At 37.1% G+C, this 20,748-nt stretch carries 21 protein-coding genes, 1 pseudogene and 1 riboswitch; of the genes and pseudogenes, 9 read left to right on the top strand and 13 right to left on the bottom strand.

The genetic code is table 11. The features are described 5' to 3' along the window. Positions 1–137: 137 nt before the first annotated feature. Positions 138–1,340, top strand: a complete 1,203-nt coding sequence (locus BMZ06_RS01460) for a cytochrome P450 family protein (protein WP_089749403.1) — start codon at positions 138–140, stop codon at positions 1,338–1,340. A 401-nt stretch (positions 1,341–1,741) separates the two neighbouring features. Here BMZ06_RS01460 and BMZ06_RS21090 read toward each other — a convergent pair whose 3' ends face one another. From BMZ06_RS21090 to BMZ06_RS01430, 7 genes are all read right to left on the bottom strand, one after another. Continuing rightward, on the bottom strand, positions 1,742–1,864 hold the full coding sequence (locus tag BMZ06_RS21090; RefSeq protein ID WP_281244426.1) for a hypothetical protein: 123 nt from the start codon (positions 1,862–1,864) through the stop codon (positions 1,742–1,744). A gap of 51 nt (positions 1,865–1,915) precedes the next feature. Continuing rightward, positions 1,916–2,593 (bottom strand): class D sortase, encoded by a 678-nt coding sequence (locus BMZ06_RS01455; RefSeq protein ID WP_089749400.1) that lies wholly within the window; start codon positions 2,591–2,593, stop codon positions 1,916–1,918. A gap of 84 nt (positions 2,594–2,677) precedes the next feature. After that, a complete protein-coding gene (locus BMZ06_RS01450) occupies positions 2,678–3,607 on the bottom strand; it encodes an LPXTG cell wall anchor domain-containing protein (protein ID WP_089749398.1) in 930 nt (309 codons plus the stop codon). 236 nt (positions 3,608–3,843) lie between these two features. Continuing rightward, entirely contained in the window at positions 3,844–5,199 is a 1,356-nt protein-coding gene (locus BMZ06_RS01445; RefSeq protein WP_089749396.1) for a Rossmann-fold NAD(P)-binding domain-containing protein, read from the bottom strand. Between the two features lie 44 nt (positions 5,200–5,243). Further along, the gene (locus BMZ06_RS01440) at positions 5,244–5,807 is read right to left on the bottom strand and encodes a GNAT family N-acetyltransferase (protein ID WP_089749394.1); all 564 of its coding nucleotides are present in this window, start codon (positions 5,805–5,807) and stop codon (positions 5,244–5,246) included. A 1,026-nt stretch (positions 5,808–6,833) separates the two neighbouring features. After that, positions 6,834–7,541: a FadR/GntR family transcriptional regulator gene (locus BMZ06_RS01435; protein ID WP_089749391.1), complete on the bottom strand. Its 708-nt coding sequence runs from the start codon at positions 7,539–7,541 to the stop codon at positions 6,834–6,836. Positions 7,542–8,129: 588 nt separating this feature from the next. Then, positions 8,130–8,828 carry a Na-translocating system protein MpsC family protein gene (locus BMZ06_RS01430; protein ID WP_245755920.1) on the bottom strand — a complete coding sequence of 233 codons (699 nt, stop codon included), beginning with the start codon at positions 8,826–8,828 and terminating at the stop codon, positions 8,130–8,132. 292 nt (positions 8,829–9,120) lie between these two features. Between BMZ06_RS01430 and BMZ06_RS01425 the strand changes: the two genes are divergently transcribed. Beyond that, a complete protein-coding gene (locus BMZ06_RS01425) occupies positions 9,121–9,309 on the top strand; it encodes a YjzC family protein (protein WP_014643615.1) in 189 nt (62 codons plus the stop codon). 79 nt (positions 9,310–9,388) lie between these two features. Here BMZ06_RS01425 and BMZ06_RS01420 read toward each other — a convergent pair whose 3' ends face one another. Further along, positions 9,389–9,673 carry a four-helix bundle copper-binding protein gene (locus BMZ06_RS01420; protein WP_089749387.1) on the bottom strand — a complete coding sequence of 95 codons (285 nt, stop codon included), beginning with the start codon at positions 9,671–9,673 and terminating at the stop codon, positions 9,389–9,391. Between the two features lie 398 nt (positions 9,674–10,071). Here BMZ06_RS01420 and BMZ06_RS01415 point away from each other — a divergent pair, with 398 nt between their 5' ends. Then, positions 10,072–10,794: a 3-ketoacyl-ACP reductase gene (locus tag BMZ06_RS01415; RefSeq protein ID WP_089749385.1), complete on the top strand. Its 723-nt coding sequence runs from the start codon at positions 10,072–10,074 to the stop codon at positions 10,792–10,794. 113 nt (positions 10,795–10,907) lie between these two features. Here the strand turns inward: BMZ06_RS01415 and BMZ06_RS01410 are convergent, their stop codons facing one another. Genes BMZ06_RS01410 through BMZ06_RS01400 form a run of 3 tightly spaced genes read right to left on the bottom strand, consistent with a single transcriptional unit; the run spans position 10,908 to position 13,429 of the window. Then, a complete protein-coding gene (locus BMZ06_RS01410) occupies positions 10,908–11,738 on the bottom strand; it encodes a MetQ/NlpA family ABC transporter substrate-binding protein (protein ID WP_089749383.1) in 831 nt (276 codons plus the stop codon). A gap of 25 nt (positions 11,739–11,763) precedes the next feature. Further along, positions 11,764–12,426, bottom strand: a complete 663-nt coding sequence (locus tag BMZ06_RS01405) for a methionine ABC transporter permease (protein ID WP_089749382.1) — start codon at positions 12,424–12,426, stop codon at positions 11,764–11,766. Next, a complete protein-coding gene (locus BMZ06_RS01400; protein ID WP_089749380.1) occupies positions 12,386–13,429 on the bottom strand; it encodes a methionine ABC transporter ATP-binding protein in 1,044 nt (347 codons plus the stop codon). Before BMZ06_RS01400 ends, BMZ06_RS01405 begins: the two co-directional genes overlap by 41 nt. A gap of 171 nt (positions 13,430–13,600) precedes the next feature. Then, positions 13,601–13,703: riboswitch (SAM riboswitch) on the bottom strand. Between the two features lie 315 nt (positions 13,704–14,018). On the opposite strand from BMZ06_RS01400, the gene BMZ06_RS01395 reads away from it, so the two are divergent. Next, a complete protein-coding gene (locus tag BMZ06_RS01395; protein ID WP_089749378.1) occupies positions 14,019–14,933 on the top strand; it encodes a DMT family transporter in 915 nt (304 codons plus the stop codon). A gap of 147 nt (positions 14,934–15,080) precedes the next feature. Here BMZ06_RS01395 and BMZ06_RS01390 read toward each other — a convergent pair whose 3' ends face one another. After that, on the bottom strand, positions 15,081–16,160 hold the full coding sequence (locus BMZ06_RS01390) for an NAD(P)H-dependent flavin oxidoreductase (protein ID WP_089749376.1): 1,080 nt from the start codon (positions 16,158–16,160) through the stop codon (positions 15,081–15,083). A 176-nt stretch (positions 16,161–16,336) separates the two neighbouring features. Between BMZ06_RS01390 and BMZ06_RS01385 the strand changes: the two genes are divergently transcribed. The 5 genes and pseudogenes from BMZ06_RS01385 to BMZ06_RS01365 all read left to right on the top strand — a co-directional run. After that, the gene (locus BMZ06_RS01385) at positions 16,337–16,984 is read left to right on the top strand and encodes an LPXTG cell wall anchor domain-containing protein (RefSeq protein WP_245755919.1); all 648 of its coding nucleotides are present in this window, start codon (positions 16,337–16,339) and stop codon (positions 16,982–16,984) included. 611 nt (positions 16,985–17,595) lie between these two features. Next, a complete protein-coding gene (locus BMZ06_RS01380) occupies positions 17,596–17,886 on the top strand; it encodes a hypothetical protein (protein ID WP_089749373.1) in 291 nt (96 codons plus the stop codon). Positions 17,887–18,102: 216 nt separating this feature from the next. Further along, a complete protein-coding gene (locus BMZ06_RS01375) occupies positions 18,103–18,435 on the top strand; it encodes a DUF4257 domain-containing protein (RefSeq protein ID WP_089749371.1) in 333 nt (110 codons plus the stop codon). A 340-nt stretch (positions 18,436–18,775) separates the two neighbouring features. Beyond that, on the top strand, positions 18,776–19,414 hold the full coding sequence (locus BMZ06_RS01370) for a FusB/FusC family EF-G-binding protein (RefSeq protein WP_089749369.1): 639 nt from the start codon (positions 18,776–18,778) through the stop codon (positions 19,412–19,414). Between the two features lie 187 nt (positions 19,415–19,601). Next, a pseudogene (locus tag BMZ06_RS01365) lies at positions 19,602–19,691 on the top strand (transposase); the annotation flags it as partial. A 153-nt stretch (positions 19,692–19,844) separates the two neighbouring features. Here BMZ06_RS01365 and BMZ06_RS01360 read toward each other — a convergent pair. After that, positions 19,845–20,738 carry an NAD(P)/FAD-dependent oxidoreductase gene (locus tag BMZ06_RS01360; RefSeq protein ID WP_089749440.1) on the bottom strand — a complete coding sequence of 298 codons (894 nt, stop codon included), beginning with the start codon at positions 20,736–20,738 and terminating at the stop codon, positions 19,845–19,847. Positions 20,739–20,748: the final 10 nt, after the last annotated feature.

Genomic DNA, 20,748 nt, shown 5'->3' with positions numbered 1-20,748 from the left:
TTGGCAGCATTTATTAATTTCATGTAATAATAGCAAACCAATAGCCCATCTCACCTTGCCAAATATTGGTTGTTCAATATTAATCCATCCTTTACTATTAAGATATGTTCCATATTTACATAGAGGAGGAAGATTTAATGGAAAATACAGAAACTATTTATAGATCCAATTTCAAGGTAGGAGTCTACCCGTTTTATCAACACCTGCGCTTAAACCACCCTGTTTTTCCTATGTCCAATGAAGATTCAAATCGTTCTTGGATGATAACCAAATATGATCATGTAAAGGAACTATTAAAGTCTCCCAGTTTTATTAAAGATCAGAAAAAATTATTTTCTCAATCTTCTCGAGAAGATATGAATGAAGATGAATTAAATATATTTCAAAACATGATGCTGGACGTTGACCCCCCTGATCACACTAGACTCCGCAAGCTGGTCCAGCCTTATTTTAATCCTAAAACGATTAAAAAAATGGAACCCCGAATTGTTGAGATAGCACAAGATTTACTTACAGAAATGAAGCATAAAAAAGGGACTATAGATTTAATTGAAGATTATGCTTTTCCTCTTCCTATAATTGTGATTAGTGAACTTCTTGGGGTACCGGTTGAAGATCGAAATAAGTTTAGAAAATGGTCTAATACCATAGTAGCTGCCTCTGATAACGCGGCTGTTGATTTTCAGAAGGATGTAGAAGCATTCACCGCATACTTAACCAGACTTTTTGAGAGAAGGAAAAAAGAACCTGAGGAAGACTTAATTTCTTATTTACTACAAACCGTGGATGAAGAAGAACAGTTAACCACAACTGAATTATATTCTATGGTTGTCTTATTAATAATTGCCGGTCATGAAACAACAGTCAATCTCATCTCAAACACCATGTTCGCGCTTTTTGAACATCCTGATCAACTGTCTAAAATTCAATCGGACCAAACACTTATACCGTCTGCGATTGAAGAAGGACTTCGATTTTATAGTCCAGTTGACTTTTCAACAGCGCGCTGGGCAGAAGCGGACATTGAATTCCATGGTCAAAGGATTCAGCATGGAGATTTAGTTATTGCATCTATAAGCTCCGCAAATCGCGATGAAGAAAAATTCAACCATGCCGATCAATTTGATGTGACGAGAAACAAAAATGCCCATGTAGCATTTGGGTTTGGAATCCATTTTTGTCTTGGAGCTCCTCTGGCGCGTCTGGAAGGAAAAGTCGCTATTGAAGAGCTGCTAAACGCCTTCCCAAATATCGATTTAAACCGAACAATGAACAGACCTGAATGGAAGCCGGTATTTCTGCTGCGAGGTCTTTCCCAGCTTCCAGTTGCTTTAAACTAGGGAATAATTAAGAAACCACTGCTCTACTAATAAGCAGTGGTTTTGTTAATTATTATAAGCGTTATAGCATGCAATCCAAGGGCATGCAACTTTTCTTGAGAATGCAGACCATATATCCTAATGGGAAGATCACTTTATGGATGGCTCTGCTAAAGTTTATTGTTGACTTTTCATAAGAGGCTTATTACGCAATAGGCCAAAATTGTGGAAGGCTCGATTTCAACATAATTGGGTTAGAGTGAAGATCCTGCGGGGGATGATCACGATCCGATAATTAAACCAACTAATATCAATATAATTACCGCAGGCAAAGCCTTATGTGTACCAGAGTAGAAACTACTTTTCTATTTCATTCCAGGAATATCCATAAATTAAAGCTACAATGGATGCTGAAAAAGCTCCTAATAATAAGGGAATATGAGGAGAGCTCCTTCATATTTTATAATTGTAAAGCCCATTGCTACAATCATGATGACCAGGGGTAATGCAGCCATATATATAGGCATACTTTTTCTTTCAGTCAAAAAACCCCTCCTTAATGTTAATAGGAAATTAAGTTTCCAGCTTTGAACAAGTTACTCGTCCATATCATTTACATTTATCAATTTTGACTGAATGATATATCTGTCAGGTGCATCTCCTATAAAGTCCAGCGGATAACAAGTGGATAGAGTCAAAGTAGCTTCGTCTTTTTCCACAATGACGCTTCGGTCATCAGCATCAGTCACCCACATTTTTTCAACCTTATACTCGTACCTTTTTCCATCATATTCTACAAATATAGAGTCGTCTTTCTTTACATCTCCTAATTCAGTAAATACGGTCTCTCGATGGCCACTAAGTACAGTATGTCTTTTTTCTGCTGGAGTCGTTGTCCATTCACTTACGTACATACCTACTCCTTGTTTTAAGACTTCTGGATCAGCTCCCCAAAACGTAGTATATCCCATTTCGATACTAGGAATAACTACTCTTCCCACATTTTCTCCCTTTTCGTATTTGCTAATTTCTTCACTCATCGTGACAGGATCAGGAGACTTACTTTTTTGATTTTTTTGTGTTTCCTCCTCATTTATTTGAGAGGAGAGTTTACCAGCTTCTTTACTTACTGATTCATTACCGGGATTGCTCCAATCCTCGGTTTCTTCCATAGGAACTTTTTCAGCTGCCTTTGTTCCGTCCCACCATTGGTATCCATAAAATCCAGCTATTAAGACTCCGAAAAACATAATTACTACTAAAACTTTATTCACGATTTCACCTCTATTATTTCCTTTTCATACCATAATAAAGGAAGAAAAGCCGCATGTACACATGCGGCTTCTCTCTCTCATACACTAAGCACGATTTGCTCTATGTCTTCTGTAAACAAAAATTCCACCAGCCATCATTGCAAGGGACGCCCCAGCTAAAGCCAACCCAGGGTCATTACTTGAAGTATCTGGCAGTTCACCACCTTCAGGTATGGTTTCTTCAAAGGATTTAGCGTTGTCTACCACTTCACTTGGAATGGTAATGGTTTCAACTCCATTGAAATTATCGATAGACATATCAAAAGTTTGTACCATATTAGTTGACATATCTTCCATTTCCATATCCATGTCAAGCTTCATCATCATTCCTGTCATATAATGAGTTTCTTTATCAATCGTTATCTGATAAGAAATATCGTTGATAGTCATTTGTTTCATCATTTCTTCCATCATCTTCGCCATTTCTTTGTCATCCATGCTGTTTTGAAAAAGTTGTTGAGAAGCTTTAAGAAGTTTTTCTCCGTCACCTTCATAACTTACTACGTAGGATCCTTCTGTCTCCTCAATGTTCATTTCCTTTGCAAATTCTGAAGCTTGTGAAACCTGGGATTGAGCCGTCATCATTTCTTGAATGTCTGATTGACTCATTGGAAAATCATCTTCAAATTTAACCCACTCGCCTTCAGGGTTCTGCTGATAGAAACCTTCTTCTGTCCAGTATGATTCAAGTTCCAGTTCTTTTTCACTTTCAGGTAATGAGGTTGTAACCATCTGATGCATAGCAAATGGATCTAATGTTAGGTCAGCCTTAGATTCTGTCGATATAACCTGTTCCGTACCCTGCATTGGCATTTTTTGCTCCGTTATGGAACGCACCGTGTAGCTATCCAGTTCCATCATGGCCTCATTAGATTTCTTTAATAGTTCCTCTGCACTCATATCCTCGGCTGCAACCTGAAACGGTAACATCACTACTAATAAAACTGCGGTAAAACTGGCTAACTTCTTAAACATCCAAACACTCCTAAATTGTATTTAGGTAATCCATCACAGGGTATTTCCTGACTTACTTATGTACTAAATCAAAGATGATGCAGTCCAGACCTTTTCCCTATCATTTCGTACCCACTACACTTTACCCACCATTTCCAAAATAAAACATTTTTCCATTATAATTCTTAAATCGTAAAATGATTAATCAGTATATATTACTTATAAAACCACCAGCTCAACCTCATTATAGTAGATGATTAATTAAAACCTTTATTCATTTCTAGTATCCTATCTGCTACGTAAAGCCCACTGGCAGCCGCTTGGGATAAAGAGTGTGTGACACCTGAACAATCGCCAATTAAAAACAAACCTTGAATTTCAGTTTCGAAATCTTTTGTAGTATTAATTTGTGGTTCATAAAATTTAGCATCCATTCCATAAATCAAAGTGTCCGGATGAATTGGTGTTTCAATAAGATTTTCCAGTTTCCACATAAATTCCAGAACTGCACGGATATATAAATCAGGTATTTCGTCTACTAAATTTCCCGCCTCTGCTTCAAGGCTGGGTCTAATTAAGTTAGATGAAAGCTCGGAAGAAGGACGATTGGCATGAACATCACCTAGACGTTGGTTAATAATTCGTCCAATATTTTGATTAATCCCTCCTATTATACGTTGGGCTGTCTGTATAGCCTGGTCATAAGATGGGAAATAGCGAGGAACAAATAGAGTGAAATTTAAATTACCGCTTTCGGTCTTTTTTTCATTTTTATTTTGCCCATCAGGCATTACTAGTCCGTTCTGGTACTTACGAATAATACGGCCGCGGGGATTCATACAGTACGTTGTAGCTTCATATCCTTCTCCTCGACATCTTAGTTTCGTTTCAAATGTTTCCGTTAAAATGGAGTCCAGCTGGTCTTCTCTCATCTCTATCCTTAAACCCAGATCCAGTCTGGTTTCACCAGTTTTGAGACCAAGGTCATGCATTTGCTTCTCCAGCCACTTACCTCCGCTTTTTCCTGTTCCTACAATTAGTTGTTTACTATGAAAATTCCCTTTGTCTGTTTCTATGAAAAAACTATGAGCTTTGGGTTGAACCGATATAATATTTGTTTCAAATGAAAAGTGAATATGTTTTTTCAGGGTCTCGTAGAGTTCTTGAAAAACGTCCACAGCTACTTTTGTTCCTAAATGTCTCACTTTTGCAGATAATACTTCTAATCCATGTTTTTCAGCTTTAGCTGCAAGTAAGTTATTTTTTGTGCTGTAAAGTCCAACACTCTCTGCACCAAACTTTTGAAGTATGTGGTCTACTTCTTTCATTAACTTAAGGGTCTTTTCTCCCCCTATCTTACGTCCTAAATCTCCTCCAAAATCATTTGTATAATTGAATTTCCCTTCTGATTTCCCAAGACCTGCATACCCTATGTATTTACTGCAATCCTCACCACAAGTGCAGGATAAACCTTCATCCAATCCACAATTTCTCTCCTTAAGCGGTTTTCCTTTATCTATAATTCGTATCGATAAGTTATTATTTTTCTGAACCAGTTTGTGAGCAAAAAATATACTGCTTACCCCAGCCCCTATAATGATAATATCTTCCATTTATACGAACTCTCCCCCATCCCATTAATGTACAGCGGTGAACCTTACTGTGCTACCTTTGCATAAATATATGTATCAGTCAGTCTTTGCCCGTCTACCGATAACTCCTCATTTCGTAGAATTCCTTCTAAATCATAGCCCAGTCTTTCTGGAATCGAACGGCTTTTAAGATTTTCTGATTCACAACGGATTTCTACTCTCACACATTTTAATTCCTTAAATGCATATTCAGTCAATGATGCGACTGCTTCTCTCATGTAACCCTTTCCACTTTTTGAAGTATTGATCCAATAACCTATTTCAAGCTTAGGAATTTCCCAATTAATATTATGAAAACCTGTAGATCCTACAAACTCTCCATTTTCTCGTAAGAAAATAAGATATCTAAGATTCTCCCGTGTAAGAAACTTAGCATGAGCTTCTCGAGTGTTTACTTCTGTATCTTCGGGAGTTGGAACTTCCTGGACAAATCCAAGCCACGGCCGTAGTTGTTCTCGTGAATCTTGTATTGCCTTATTGACTACAGCACCGTCGCCAGGGACTGGCATTTTTAAAACTAATCTTTCTGTTTCAATTTCTGTACGAACATCTTTTAGAATTGGATTCATTCCTTATCTCCCCTAACCATTTAATTCATAGCATCACATAGTTCTCAATACTTATCAGTTTTATTATTATATAGTCTATTTGTTAATTATTGTAGTTGAGTCTTCTTAAATAGATTGATTCACTACCGGACCGGATTTTGGAAGACTCAGTTTCGAAATATTCTGGATCCGCTCGGATAGAATAAGTAAGGTTTGTGGTGAAATAACTCGTCTTCCTGTTTCCCTGAAGGATGCGGAACCGGGGAACTTAAACCGTGCCTGAGGATCTTCATCTTAAATAATTATCTTGAGTTGAACTTATTCTTACAAGACCGGGAGCTTATCTTTAACATCAACCCGTAACTTAACCGAACCCAAATGTAAAAAAATTCTTATTCCTATGTAATATGATTTTTCCATTTTTTGCAACACTAAGCAAAAAAAAGCGGTGCGGATATACCTGCTACACCACACTGCTCTAGAGACCTACAACTATACCATATGTTAACTTTTAAACATCTACGATTAAGTTCATTTTAATACCTGCGCTGTTACATGTGCCATTGCTGAAACTAACACAAGAAGAAACTGGTTGGTCTTTATATTCTTCTGAATGAACTTTGCTGTAAGGTTGTTTTGGCCTAGTGTGCATTCCAAATGTAAAAGTTATCTTTCCGTGTTTAATTGTCTATAATATTGATTTAAACCAATGAGGAGCTGGAAATTCACGATTGTTCCTCCAGCTCTATAAGGAACCAGGTCCACTCATAATAAATTCATGCTACGACCAAGGTTTTAGGGCTGTATATGTCATTTTTGTAATAAGTTTACAAACGGCCGGTGTAGAAGCCTCCTTTCCAAAATTCATCATGCGAGCTTCTAATTAATCGTTTATTTTACTTTCTCCACTATGATTTCCCTGTGTCTGGTTACGTGTGCATGGATTGGAATCTTAACTAGGCAAGCTTCCGTGAACATAAGGTAGTTCCTGAGGCTCAATACATAAGGTTATCTGACGGTTGCCATACGTTGAACAAATACTTTCTTTTATTTCCTTAATATATGCGAAACTGATTTCTCTACATTTCTTAAATGTATCATCATTTCTTCACGTGCTTGAAGTTCTGAACGCTCTTTAATGGCTAGGAAGATGCGACGGTGCTCTTGCAATAGCTTTTCAGTTCTTTCTTTCGAATGCAGAAGTTTGCGGGTTTCTCGCATAGCCTGCACCATGATTTCGGAAACGCTCTGCATTAACTGAATCAACATTTCATTATGGGTAGCCTTTACCAGGGCCATATGAAAATCAAGATCCGCTTGTTCTCCAAGTTCTCCATTTCCATTAGCTTCCGCCATAGCAGACAGAGCTTCCTCCATGGGCTTTAAGTCTTCAATTTTATGGTATAGTGCAGCTGATCCGGCAGCTCCGACTTCAAGAATTTGTCGTACCTCTAACAGTTCCTTCATATCCTCTGTTCTCATTAGAAAAGCGGCTGAAGTTGGCAAGGAAAAGCGTGAAGCTTCAAAAGATTTAATGAATGTGCCCTCTCCCTGGCGCATTTCTAAGATCCCCATGGCCCGAAGTGCACTTAAAGCTTCCCTTACCGCTGAGCGACCGACACTAAAACTTTTAGCCAAGTGTTCTACACTATCCAGCTTATCTCCAGGATTCAGTTCTCCATTCTTCAATGATTCCAACAATGAATCCGCTACTTGCTCGTATATTTTCTTTGATCTTATAGGTTTATAATCCACATTAGTTCCTCCAGCTTCCTATCACGATTCTATTCCATTTTACTGTAATTTGAGGGACAGGGAAAGTAGAGCGGTAAACGTCTTCACAAAATCGATCCGAATAGTCCTACCGCGGCACCTCGAAATGATCACAAATTATATTGTCTGCTGCGGCTCCAATTATTTATAAAAAAAGAATAGTATCTTTGGATAGAACCGTTTGTTCGGAGATGCTGTAATGTAAAGGTGAAAAAGCAGGAGTAGATACAGTGGCACTTCCGGTGGTAAACGCGCTCAGTTAACCTAATAATGGGTCAACAAGTACCCCCATTGAGCCCAAACCCTCCCAAAATGGGTTTGAGCAATATATTGAGTCGTATTAACCAATTCACTGGCAGTGTAGGTATCCTCTCTTTCTTTTTGTTACCGTTCACATGCGTATATTATAAATAAGCTCATCAGATGATCTGTTTATACACTCTATCATCACTAAATGGCAATACAACATATCTTACATTTACTTCCATTTAATTTTTATTCAACTTAAAAACGCCCACACAGTTGTGGACGATTAGTCTGTACCATATCAAAGTGATTTGTTCACTATTATCATTTTGGTTTTACAATAAATATCAGATAACTAATATCCAAATAAAAATCCCAATCTACAAAGACGTCATTAATGTTCACATCTAATATGGCCTCAAACACTTTAATATCCAGCAATCTTTTTTCAAGTTGCCTTTTACTTAACAATAATTGTTCTTTATTACCTTCGCGAATTAGTTCTTTTTCAAGCTCTGTCAAAATTCCTATACGTTCCATAACCAGAGTTCGATTATTTAAGTACATGGAGTTAAGGTGATCCGGAGCTTTTTGAGCTATTTCGCTCACCTTAATCATTTCTTCTTCCAACAATTCCTTGTTAGGAAATTCAGGATAAAAATGATCATCGCTACTTTCACTAATGTCCATAACTCCAAGCAAGACGCCAGTTTTATTTTCTAAAGACCAATCATAATAAAAGTTATTTATATGTAGATCCGCTGACACTCTCAAAGTCGCCTTTATTTCCGGGATGAGCTCTTCAAACATTAAATCGCGGGTTTCTTCGACTTTATGATAATTCTTCTGCCCTACCAATAATCTTTCGATAGGAGCTAAAAAATCTTTGAGGTAAATCGAAACGAATGGCTTTTTAATTGATACATATACAGACGTGGGTCCTTTGCCAAAGTTATCTCGAAGCAGCTTTCCTATATAACCTGCTATTTCTGAATTTAAAGACTTTTTTTCCAATAATCTCATTCCTTATTTCTAGTAATTATTTATAGCTAGATAATCATAATCATTCTACTTAATTCCACAATATGATATTACCCCACTTTTTTTGTATAATAAACTTTCTTCCAAGTATTGTTTTAAGAAAATTACAAAGCTCTGAAATAACAGTGATTTAGAAGACATCCAGCCCCCATTTTTAAATAGCTAATATTATATAAGAATATAAAACCCCAAAAATAAAATGTTTATTAAATGGAATATTTGGAAATAGATAGGTGAACCACAAATTAAATCACTTTTAAAGGAGATGTTTTACATGGCAGATCGTTACAAGACAGGCGAAAACGTACCAGAAAATGGAACATACGAATTTGATGGACTTACGGACGGCCGTAAACAAAGCAATCCTACAGAAGATGAAAAACAAGTGAAACTTGAAAGCGGAGAAACATTTCCTCCTCTTCGCTCCAGTAAAGAAGGAGCTTACTGGAAGAAAGTTAAATAGTTAAAATCAGGAGAGCCCCCAATCCAATAAGGAATTTACGGGGGCTCTTTTCCTGCTAAAACGCAGTTGAGATCGTTTTCTACTTATCACTCTTAACCATATTAATCATTTCTTCACATAAAGTGGCATTCACCAGACATAATTCAATCATTTTATCCATTGAACCGTCCTTAGCAGCATTAAGCTTCTTAGCAGAATCTCTACAAATTGCAGCACAGGCTTTACATATATCCTCCGAGATTGGAGACCCGGATTCCACTATCTCTTTTGCATGCTCGTAAGCTTCCTTACTTTTTTTAACTAAATGAATGCACGATAAAACATGAAATGATTGTTGCTGCAGAGAACTATTCAAGTGCTTCATTTAAAAACCTCCATTTTTTTCCATTAAAAAAAGCCAAAAAAGAACTTATGTCAAAGTTCTTTTTTGGCTTATGTCTAGCTCTATTAGTCTAGCTTATTCCCACCAATAAATTAATAGTTGTGTTATATCATTATAAATTTAAGTATATGCATATACGGATAAAAGTGCTATCCCTTTTAACCATAATTTAAATTATCATGTATTGGGTCGTTTGTAAAGGATTTAACTGGTTAAAAAAGGATGGCAATCATAATTTACCTTTCTACGATTTAATTTACATAATAATATTACTGTATTTTTTTAATGAAATATAACTTTTCGTATGATTACATATCTTTGATTCTTTTTTTTTATAGACGTAAACTTAAATTGAAAGGTAATTAGAAAGGATGAATAATATGGGACAATCTATTGAAGGAAAAGTAGCTTACATTACTGGTGCCGGCCAAGGAATCGGTCGCGCTACTGCTATTCAGCTTGCTCGTGAAGGAGTAAACGTTGGACTTATGGCGCGTACGGAAAGTAAGTTATTAGAAGTAGCTAAGGAGGCTGAAGATTACGGAGTAAAGGCAAGTATAGCTACCGTTGATATTGCGGATATAAAGCAAGTAGAACAAGCTGTGTCGATCTTACAATCCTCCCTTGGGAATGCGGATATTCTTATCAATAATGCAGGTATTGGAACGTATGGGTCGTTTCTAGAAATCGAACCAGAAGAATGGAAGCACACCCTCGAGGTCAACCTATTTGGAACCTATCACGTAACCCGGGCAGTCTTACCTCAGATGATTGAGAAAGACCAAGGGGATATCATTAATATTTCCTCAAGCAGTGGAATTAAAGGAACAGCAGGATCCACAGCTTACAGTGCTTCTAAATTCGCTTTACAAGGAATGACGGAAGCTCTTATGCAGGAAGTCAGGAGAAATAACATTCGTGTATTTACACTAAATCCAAGCCTGGTAGCTACTGAGCTTTCATTTGGGGACGAATTGAGTGAGCAAGATAAAGAGAAATATATGCAGCCGGAAGATCTTGCAGAATACATGGTTGCTCAACTCAAACTACATCCTCGTATGTTTATTAAAACATCCCTTCAGTGGGCTACTAACCCTTTCTAACTCTATTTTTTCAGAGAGCCTATCGGAATTTCAATAAAGAGAAAGCCTTCCGCTTATTTAAGTGGAAGGCTTCAATGAGATCTGCATTATTTATAGTTTGGAAGAGGAAACATTTATTTTTCTTTCATCCATGCAGGCTTCCCAAACCCTTTAAATTCCTCATTAATAATTTTCTCAAACTCTTCAGATTGAATAACTTCTTTTATGTCTTTTACAAAAGGTTTTTCTAAATCTTCTGTTTTAACAGCTACTCTGTTCCGGTAATCGTCCGGCATCTCCTCTAAAGCCAACGCATTTGTCAAATCCATTCCTGCAGCCAGAGCATAGTTTCCTGGAACCGCTGCTAAATCCTCACTATCTATCAGACGTGGGAGCTGACCAGCCTCCACTTCAACGAATTCCAAATTCTTAGGGTTTTCTTCAATATCCTTAAGAGAAGCGCGAAGCGGGTCCACATCATCACTGATTGTAACCAGTTTTTCATCTTCTAACACTATTAATGTTCTGGCAAGGTTAGTGGGATCATTAGGCACTCCTACTGTACTTCCTTCTTCTATGCTTTGAACATCTTCAAATTTATTGGAATAAAGACCCATTGGTGCTGTTGGTACAATAATAACTTCGGAGAGTTCAAGCTCATGTTCTTCTTTAAATGAGTCCAGGAATATTTTGTGTTGAAATAGATTAGCGTCTATATCTCCGTTGGCTAAAGCTTTGTTCGGTTGTACATAATCAGTAAATTCTTTATTTGTCACTTTATAACCCTTCTCTTCGAGCAAAGGAGCTATTGCTTTGGTAACCATATCACTATATGGCCCTGAGGTAGCCCCAAATCGTATGGTATCCTTTCCAGATGCATCCGCATTTTCCTCTTCATTACTGCCGCAAGCTGAAAGCAGGAAGCCTATTAAAATAAAACTTATCCCCATCATTACTTTTTTCATAATTTTATACCTCCAATAATTTATTCTAGCTTTTCTTTACAGATTTCGAAATGAAATCTCCTGCATATTGAATCACTTGAACCATTACCACTAATAAAATCACAGTCGTGAACATTACAAAATTATCATAGCGGTAGTAACCGTAACGGATAGCTAAATCTCCTATTCCACCACCACCTATTGCACCTGCCATTGCTGAATAACCTATTAAACTAATAGCCGTAATCGTTAAACCACTTATCAAACCCGGTTTGATTTCCGGGAAGATAATATCTTTTATGATCAACCATGGAGATGCTCCGCAAGCTATAGCCGCTTCAATGACCCCTCGATCTATATCTCGGGCTGCTGACTCCACTATACGAGCATAAAATGGAATGGCAGCAACTGATAGAGACACCGAAGCAGAGACAGGGCCAGTAGTTGTTCCAAGTAAGAAGTTTGTAAATGGAAGTAAAAAGACAAGTAAAATGATAAATGGAACTGATCTTACCAAGTTAACTACAACACCCAAGATACTCTTAAGCCATCTATTCTCTAAGAAAAGGTTTCTATCGGTAACAAATAGAAGAATTCCCAATGGAAGACCAACAATCAACGCTACTAAAAGTCCTATTCCTACCATAATTAAAGTTTCTACAAACGATTTATTGAGTTCTGGCATCAACTCGATGAACTGGTCGACCATTTTGAAGCACCTCCACTTCCTCAAGATTTTGTTCTAAGCTCTCAAGTGCTTTTCTTATTTCTTCCGATTCTCCTTCTAATTCCATTACAAATATGCCCAGTGCTTTTTTTTGAATATAATCTATTTTTCCATGAAGTATATTTCCTCTAATCTTAAATTCTTTCAATAAATCGGAAACTATGGATTCTTCTGCTTTTTTCCCTGCAAATTTCATTTGTACGATTGTGCCGCTGCACTGCTCGTACAATTCGTTCGGAATTTCAAAATCCATTACTGATTTAATAAATTTCTTCGTAAGCGCATTTTCCGGGGAAGCAAATAAATTATAGGTTTTGTCCTGTTCTATTATTCTTCCTTCTTCCATCACAGCACAACGATCACAGATTTCCTTTACTACTTCCATTTCATGTGTAATCAAAACAATGGTTAAGCCAAGTTCATTGTTAATCCTTTTCAATAATTTCAGTATGGACTTTGTCGTATTCGGATCTAAAGCTGAAGTTGCTTCGTCACACAACAATACCTTGGGGTTGTTAGCGAGTGATCTTGCTATACTTACACGCTGCTTTTGCCCGCCACTTAATTGAGCAGGGTATTGATCGGATTTATCAGATAAACCTACTAAATCTAACAGTTCCAAAGTTCTTTCTTTTCTTTTTCGTCTTGATACTCCTGCCGCTTTTAATGCAAAAGCAACATTGTCTTCAACTGTTTTAGACATCGCCAAATGGAATCCTTGAAAAATCATACCTATAGACTGCCTTGCAGTGCGCAATTCCTTCGGTGGCAAAGCCAGTAAGTCTGTTCCATCTACATAAACTTTTCCTGAGGTGGGACGTTCAAGAATATTCATACAGCGAAGCAATGTACTTTTTCCCGCTCCACTGTATCCAACTACACCAAATATTTCTCCTTGGTTAATAGTTAAGGAGACATTATCAACCCCCACCACACTTTGTGAATTGGTTTCAAATACTTTGTTTAAACGCTCAATTGTAATCAACGATATCACCCCATTTTTTTTAAGAGTTTACTCTATATTCAAGTTTTAATTCTATGTACACACACTAAACGTGAATTATCTTATAAAGGAACACCCTTTCTGATTAACACAACATAAAAAAAACTCTTCAGCTTTGGAAGAGAGTTCCCCATAAATATTAGTAAATGAAAACTCTTATCTTCCAGAAATTCATTCTGCAGGAATTAGCACCACTCCTCTTAGGAAGGTTGCTGTGATATCGACGGGCCTGTCCCTCAATCACTCACGATAAGATAACTATGTTTTTAAAATTTAACGACAATTATATGTTTAATGATTTAATTTGTCAAAGTGAATATTTTACAAGTAATTAAGATCCTAACTTGTGTAATTAAACTTGGTAGCATATCAAATAGTAGAAAAATTCATTTAAATTCTTCTACTTCGGATAAGACTATTTATCCCATGGGAATTTCTGATAAAAACAAGGTCAAACGGGCCATTCACAGGGTTGAGGAGCTCGGTCGTTAAATTAATCTTAAATCATCCTTCTCTCCACCTTCCTTTTTTTGTATAATAAACAGAAAACTTAAGAAGAGTGAGGGATATCATGAACCGTCAATTATCTTTAATCTTAATTTTCATCGCTGCGACTTTGTGGGGTGTGATCGGTATCTTTGTAACCTACCTCTATAAAATGGGTTTCACCCCTTTTCAAGTTGTAGCAATAAGGGTATCCACTGCTTTCTTATTTCTGCTTATATATACACTGGCAAAAGACTTGCGTTATCTAAAGATAAAACCATTAGACAGCCGTTATTTTATGGGTACAGGTATTATTAGTATTGTATTATTCAATTGGTGTCTATTTAGTGCTATGGAAGAGACCTCGATCTCAATCGCTTTTGTTCTGCTTTACACAGCACCTATTTTTGTTACTATATTTTCAAAATTTTTCTTGAATGAATCATTCACACTTCGAAAGTTAGCAGCCTTATGTATGACTTTCACAGGTTGTACGCTTGTAATCGGATTATTTCCAAAGATGGAAGGTTCCATATCTTTATATGGACTTCTCCTCGGTTTAGGAGCAGGACTATTCTATGCACTCTACAGTATTTTAGGTAAGTACGCTCTCGCAAAATATAACTCGTTAACAGTTACCGTGTACACTTTTTTATTTGCTTCTCTTGCAGCCGTACCATTTAGTCAGATATGGAAGATAACCCATCTACTTAGCAATGTGACTTTACTTATCGTTATAGGACTCGGCTTTCTCTCAACGATGCTTCCCTTCCTTCTTTATACCAAGGGTTTGGAAAATGTCGAGTCCAGCCGTGCTTCCATAATTGCTACTGTAGAACCTGTAGTAGCTTCTCTGACAGGATATTTAATTTTTAATGAAAAACTTGATAGTTGGCAATACTTTGGAATTGTTCTTGTCATTGCTTCCGTCATTATCGTTCAGGATTCTTCGAAGTCATTACAGCGCGACAGCCAGATGTCAAAAGCTTCTAACATGTAATAATACAACATCCTCCTCTTCCTCCTGCATATCCTTTCGTTTACAGGCAGGGTCTTCAAAATGTTGTTTAGGCCAGTGAAAGAGGAAGATGAGCTGTTAATTGAATGCGAATATATGAATGAACTTTATTTTTTTCATCAGCGCGAACTATGTTTTACGGTTTCTACTGCTATAGAGCACCTCAACTCCATCTACTAATTCCTTTATGATCTCAGATACATGCTTATTTCTGCTAAGGCGTGGACTTTGCCCTGACCAAAGGGACATCCATTCCGGCTTATTCCTTTTAGCTGCTTCCTTTCTTAGGTTCTTAGTCAGTTCATTTTGTATAGGATACTCTGGCAATTCATTTTGAAAAGGTGTCATTTGTTTAATAAATTCATTTTCTATACCTCTCGCAGGTTTACCACTAAATACTGAAGTTATAGTAGTATCGCATTCTTTTGCCTGTAAAATTGCTTGCTTATGCTGCTCTTTTGCCCCGCTTTCCAAACTTGTAACAAATGCTGTACCCATTTGCACACCTTGAGCCCCCAGCATAAAAGACGCGGCTATCCCCCTTCCATCCATAATTCCTCCAGCTGCTAGAACTGGAATACCTACTTCGTCAATAATTTGTGGGACTAAAGAGATCGTTCCTATCATACCTTGCTCATATGAACCGTGGAAAGTACCTCGGTGGCCGCCAGCTTCACTTCCCTGGGCAGTGACAATGTCAACTCCAGCTTGATCATTAATCACAGCTTCTTCTACTGTAGTTGCTGTTCCTATTACCTTCACTCCATTCTTATGTAATTCATTTACCAATTCTTTGTCAGGTACCCCAAATGTAAAACTGCAGACAGGAACTTGTAATTTTAATATTGTATTTACTTGGTCCTCAAAAGTAGATTCATTCATTTCTGTTATTTCTCTGGGTTTAACATTTAACTCTTGTTCATAGGATTGCAGAAGCTGTCGGGATTGATCTACTTGATTTGAAGAATATCGAGGGGTTTTTGGGATGAACATATTTACTCCAAATGTATGATGTGTCCTATTCTGGACAGCCTTAATCTTTTCCGTTAATTCATCTGGGTCCAAGTAACCTGCTCCAAGCGTTCCCATTCCTCCCGCATTTGACACAGCAGCAACTAACTCAGGAGTAGTTACTCCACCTGCCATGCCTGCCTGAATGATCGGATAGTCACAATTCAGAGTTTCAATTACCTCATTTTTGTACCACATCAAACGTCAATTCTCCTTTCAAATGGAATTTAACTAATACAATTATCTTAACGAAAAATGACTAAATATTCAAAATATTTATCAAAAATTACATTTTTCACTTGTAAAAAGGATCATTCCCATGTTTTACTAGGTTTATGACATTGGGATGGATTACTAATTCTAGGAGGAATTTGATGCTAAAGAAAATGTTTGCTGTAGGTCTGCTCTCCCTTGGGATGATAGCAGGCGGAGCGTCAGCTGTCAGTGCTGATGAAGATAAAGACTGTGGAGATTTTTCGAGCGGTGATGAGGTAATGCAGTATTGGAATGAAAATAACTTTTCTGCCGAAAACGATCCTGACCGTTTAGACAATGATTCAGATGGACAACCTTGTGAAAACCTGACAAAAGACTGGGAAGCTTCTGATGAGCAAGAATCAAACTCAGAAGAAACGAGCGAATCTTCCGAGTCAGCAGTAAGCAATGACAAAGACTGTGACAGTTTCGAAAATCATGAAGAAGTCATGTCTTTCTGGTATGAAAATGGTTATGACGAAAATAATGACCCTCATGACCTGGACAGAGACAATGATAACTTACCTTGTGAAGTCTCTCAGAGTGAGTGGGATTCCTTCGTAGCTGATAAAGAAGATGGTTCAGAATCAAATAGTGCAGACGAAGACACTTCTTCTGAATCTGATGAAGAAGCTTCAGCAGAGCAAGGAGAAGAGGGTGGCGAATTACCTGACACGTCCTCTAATAATCCGCTAATGATGGTGATCGGTATGATCGTATCTGCCGGCGCTGGTCTTTTCCTTATTCTAAAAAAACAACTTACTTAAAACTAACATAAGTCATTCATCCCAATGAAAGTTGGATTTTGAGCAGGCATTAAGCCTGCTCTTTTTTTTATTAAAGATACGTTTAACCACTATGTTCTGGGAACCCTTTCTCCATACAATATTTTGAAGTTGAGTCTATAAGTTAGTGATTCTATAGTTGGAGATCAGTCAATAGAAGATTAATAAAAAAGAGCAAATTCCAATTTCCTTTAGATTATTCGTTTACTTGATTGTTTAAAAATACATCCAATGTTTAAATAATGGTAGCTATTAAAAGGGAGAGTGATTTTTCTTTAGATACAGAAGATGAAACTGATTTCTATTCGTTTTTGAATGAATATCTTCACAATTGGTAGCAGTTACATTCTGACTATATGAAAGCTGTTATATCTGAAGATTTAATCGCTCGAGAAATCCGTTAAGGTAAAGCTTAATTTCTCCAATGGCTTGAACAGGTTTAAAGTGAAATTTTATCCTGGCCTGGCATAATATTATACTACGCCTTATAATAAGAAGAATTCTCTACATAAATTTAATAGTAATCGTGTGAAAGGATCAGGTTAGTGGTATAAGTGAATAAGTCTGTAGAATAGCAAAGGAGGCCCAGGCTATTGATTCAAATGAGTGAAGGCCAGAAAAGACAATTCGATCATATGCTATCTTTATTAAACAATGCCTCTTCTCCTGAAGAAGTACGTTATTATTTCACAGAGATTCAGCAGTTTCTAGATAAGTTGCATACGGATGAAAAACCGCAATTAGATCAGATGGAACCAAAAGATCTGAAAAAGTATGAATATATGCTCAAAAAAATGATGGAAGCGTCGACAAAAAAAGAGGTGCTTTATTATGAAAAGGAAATACATGACCTTATTAATAAAATTAGTCCCATAAATTACTAAGTAAAGTAAAAAATATCCAAAAAAGTCTTTATTTTCTGACAAATTAGTTGTATACTGTTTCCATAGTGTTCATTATAATATTAATGGATATTTTAGGATAATAAGACTTGTTTATAAGGCGGAATCTTTGGTCGATGATTAGTGCATATTAGCTTATGTTTCTAAGTATCTTCGCAAAGCCGCTTTTTTTTGATTCTAAATTCAGGGGGAGTGAATGTGACTAATACACTAATGATCGCCGGTTTAATTGGAGGTCTGACTGGTGTAATCGCTCATTTGATGAGAAATGGCAAAGTATTGATCTTTCCAAAAAAAAGAATAAGACCGCAGGGACTATATTTAGGCTTTCTAGCCGATTTCCTGATTGGAGCAGCTGCTTCTATATTTGCTGTTACCTACTTAGTTCCTGATCCCGAAGTGTTACGCACACTGGTTGGCATTTCGATTTTGGCAGGCATGACAGCCGAGAATGTTTTATTGAGAAAAGAACTGTGTACTGAGAAAGCAAAAATTGAAGGATTGGATCGCATCAATCAAAGATTAAAATAAGCTACCTCGATTCCAGTCCTAATTTTTTTAATCCTTCGCCTTCCTCTTACATAACCTCAAACTTCTATCCTTCTTTAGACTATAAATTCATTTCATTTTTATATGGATGATCTAATCTCCACCTATCTGTATTAGACCAGCTTTCAGGATTTATTCTAATTCCCCTAATCATGCCTCTCTATATCTGAAAGCTGTTTCCTGGACTAAATGTTTCACTTCAAAAGTCTTTAAACTTGTATAGCTTTTCAAATTTTTTGTAAAATAAAAGCTAAGGATATCACAATACGCCCTCAAAAATTAATATAAGGTTTCTTATATCAACCATCATGGAGGTATAAATATGGAATCATTCATCAGAGCGGATCAGTATAATTTCATCAAGGACCTGATAACAACTCTGCTAAGTACGCATACATCCACGAACGATCAGGCTGTAACTCAAGCCTTAAAATCTATCACGAGAGAAAAAATCGTTGATTTATTTTCAAATTTGTCAAATGATCAAAAAGAAATTATTGAACAAGTTCAGGATGTAAAAGACGAAACAGACGCGATTTTTTTCCTCTCTCGCTTAAAACAGTACACCTTTACGTTTCCCCCGCTTAATGAGCAAACCCTTAAACAGTTATTTCCTAAAGTAAAAAAACTTAAAGTTCCTTCGTTAGAGAATATTGAATGGAGTACTTTATCCTACTTGGGCTGGAATGACTCAGGGTCTAACCAGAAATATATTGCGACCTATAAGAATGGTGATTTACTGGGGATTCAAGGGAACTTCAAGCCTTCTAAGCAGAGTGGCATCTGCGCAATTTGTAAGGAGCACGAAGAAGTTGGAATGTTTACCACATCCATTAAGCAGAAGACATCTGAAAACCCAATCAGCCGTGGTAATTATATATGTAAGGATAGCCATCGTTGTAACGAGAATTTGAAATCCCTGCAACCACTTAAAAATTTTATTGAATTAATGACAGAATAAAGAAACAAAGGCCTGCAAAACATTTAGTTTTGCAGGCCTTTGTTTCTTTATTATTTGCTTCTTAAGATGTTAACTTCGATACGAGTTTACTTTTTAACGAACTTCCGAAAAAAGTCTCCCTCTTCAAGCGTGTGAAGAGTAGCCCGTGGTATAATCAGTCTTATAACGAATAAGGGCTGATATAAAAATGGATTTAGATAGCAATAATCATTCAGTGTTCTTGATGTATTACCATTTGGTATTGGTTGTGAAATATAGAAGGAAAGTCATTGATGACATCATTATAAATAATTTGGGAAAGAAGATGCTCAGCTACTCGTTTCCTTATTGCGTATCTTCACGGTGACGTCAGACAGATTATGACGGATTAAGACTTATTAGACATTTTTAGCAATGAAAAAAGAGTACATTCTACGTCCATCTCATATTTTTACTTCAGTAACTCCTTATGGATCCATATAGCAGCGAGGGAACCTTCTCCCATAGCAGCCGTAACTAATTCTGAATGAGCAGCCACATCGCCTGACGCCCACAAATTGGGCACACTTGTCATTTTTGTCCTGGGATCAATAATAAGATGTTGCTTTTCATTGACTTCAGCTCCAAGCTTCACGGCCAGTTCTGTACGTACTTGATTGCCTCCAAAAGCCAAGAACGCTTTCTTCACTTGGAGACTCTTACCATCTTTCATTTCTATACGGTTCAAATTCCCCTCTTTCTCATGTAATTCCTTTACTTTAGCCATTTTAACTTCAATATTCTCCGCTTCTAAACGCTGAGTCCATTCCGGTGAAATGTCCTCAAGCTCATGGTTAATAAATATTATATCCCGACTCCAATACAAAAGACTTATAGCCATAGAAGCCCCTACGTTTCCTGAGCCAATTACTGCCGTCCTTTGGTTCATAATTTCATAACCATCACAATCCGGACAGACGTAAACCGAAAGTCCAAGACAGGGTTTAATTCCTGGAATGGAAGGGATATGGTCTTTTAAACCGGTAGCGAGAAGAAGGTTCCTTCCGCTGAACATTCCTCCTCCTACCGTGTATACCGTAAATTCTCTACCATTCTTGTGCACAGCCTTTACCCTGTCTTTACGTATCGATACCCCAAGGTTTTCAGCGTGCCGTCGACCAGCTTTACGAAGTTCTTGTCCACTTACTCCATTAGGAAACCCCAGAATATTACTGTACTTTCTACACAAAGAAGACCTTCCATCCTCAGCATCTATCAGTAATACAGACCTTTTATAACGTCCTAACTGGATGGAGGCTTGAAGGCCTGCAATCCCCCCACCGATAATGATGCAATCGTATTTCATAAGAAGGTCT

Origin of the sequence: Halobacillus alkaliphilus, from assembly GCF_900113125.1 — a bacterium.
GTDB classification, from domain to species: domain Bacteria; phylum Bacillota; class Bacilli; order Bacillales; family Halobacillaceae; genus Halobacillus; species Halobacillus alkaliphilus.
The sequence above is the reverse complement of the archived record's forward strand: the minus strand, read 5'-3'. Positions and strand labels throughout refer to the sequence as shown.